Annotated in this window: 2 protein-coding genes; one reads left to right on the forward strand and one right to left on the reverse strand. The window is 68.5% G+C overall.

The window, feature by feature from the left end; all coding sequences use genetic code 11:
- The coding region (locus EOA29_RS36255; RefSeq protein ID WP_245468733.1) for a LysR substrate-binding domain-containing protein at positions 1 to 230 on the forward strand (230 nt) is incomplete at its 5' end.
- Here EOA29_RS36255 and EOA29_RS36260 read toward each other — a convergent pair.
- Positions 231 to 1,485 (reverse strand): helix-hairpin-helix domain-containing protein (locus EOA29_RS36260; protein WP_127222380.1); only part of this gene is annotated, 1,255 nt, incomplete at its 5' end.

Below are 1,485 nucleotides of genomic sequence, written 5' to 3' on the forward strand. Positions count from 1 at the left end.
TCGCCCAGGCCTGCATGGCAGGTCTTGGCGTCGCGCTGCTGCCGGAAATCCTGATTGCCGGCGAGTTGCAGCGCGGCCAGTTGGTCCCGGCGCCCGGCCAACCGATGCAGAGCCGCAGCGCCTATTACCTCGTCGTGCCGCACGACAAGCGCGGCCATGCCCCCGTCGCCAGCTTTCGCGATTGGCTGCTGGGCCAGGTCGAGAAGGAACCGGCTGTTCTGGCCTGGTAGCTATTTGCGCTTCATCGCCTCGGCGAGCGCCGCGCCAAACGCGCCCTGCGCCGGCCGCTCCTGTTGCCGATGCGGAGCCGGAGAGCGCGGCGCGGGCTTGCCCCCCTGATCTCGCTGGCCGCCGCGGGGAGCGCCCTCGCCGCCATCCTTGCGCATCGAAAGCCCGATGCGCTTGCGCTTGATGTCGACGTCGACGACGCGAACCTTCACCACGTCGCCCGCCTTCACCACCTCATGCGCATCCTTGATGAAGCGGTCGGCCAGTTGCGAGACATGCACCAGTCCGTCCTGGTGGACGCCGATGTCGACGAAGGCGCCGAAGGCCGCGACATTGGTGACGGTGCCTTCGAGCAGCATGCCGGGCTTCAGGTCCTTGATGTCGTCGACACCCTCGGCAAAGGTCGCCGTCTTGAAGCCGGGACGCGGGTCGCGTCCAGGCTTTTCCAGCTCGGCGATGATGTCGCGCACGGTCGGCAGACCGAAGCGTTCGTCGACGAAGACGCGCGGGTCGAGCGCCTTGAGTGCCGCGCTGTCGCCCATCAGCGAGCGCACGTCGCGTCCGCAGGCAGCGACTATCCTTTTCGCCACGCCATAGGCTTCCGGGTGCACCGAGGAAGCATCGAGCGGCTCCACGCCGTTCGGGATGCGCAGGAAGCCGGCGCACTGCTCGAACGCGCGCGGCCCGAGCCGTGCAACCTTGAGCAAGTCGCGTCGTGTTCCGAAAGCACCGCTGGCGTCGCGATGCGCCACGATTGCTTCCGCGAGCGACGGCCCCAACCCTGAAACGCGCGCGAGCAGCGGCGCGGACGCCGTGTTGAGGTCGACGCCGACGGCGTTGACCGCGTCCTCCACCACCGCTTCCAGCGAGCGGCCAAGCCGGTACTGGTCGACATCGTGCTGGTACTGGCCGACGCCGATCGACTTCGGCTCGATCTTGACCAGCTCGGCGAGCGGGTCCTGCAGGCGCCTCGCGATCGACACCGCGCCACGCAGCGACACGTCCAGGCCCGGGAACTCTGCCGCTGCCGTCGCGGAAGCCGAATAGACCGAGGCACCCGCCTCGCTGACGATCACCTTGAGCGGCTTCGGCCCGGCACCGGCCGGCAGATCCGACAGCATGTCGGCCACCAGCTTCTCGGTCTCGCGGCTGCCGGTGCCGTTGCCGATCGAGATCAGCTCCACCTTGTGCAGGCGGATAAGCGCGGCGAGTTCGACTTGGGTGCCGCGCACATCGTTCCTCGGCGGGAACGGGTAG

The sequence above is a fragment of the Mesorhizobium sp. M1E.F.Ca.ET.063.01.1.1 genome (assembly GCF_003998155.1).
In the GTDB taxonomy this organism is placed as follows: domain Bacteria; phylum Pseudomonadota; class Alphaproteobacteria; order Rhizobiales; family Rhizobiaceae; genus Mesorhizobium.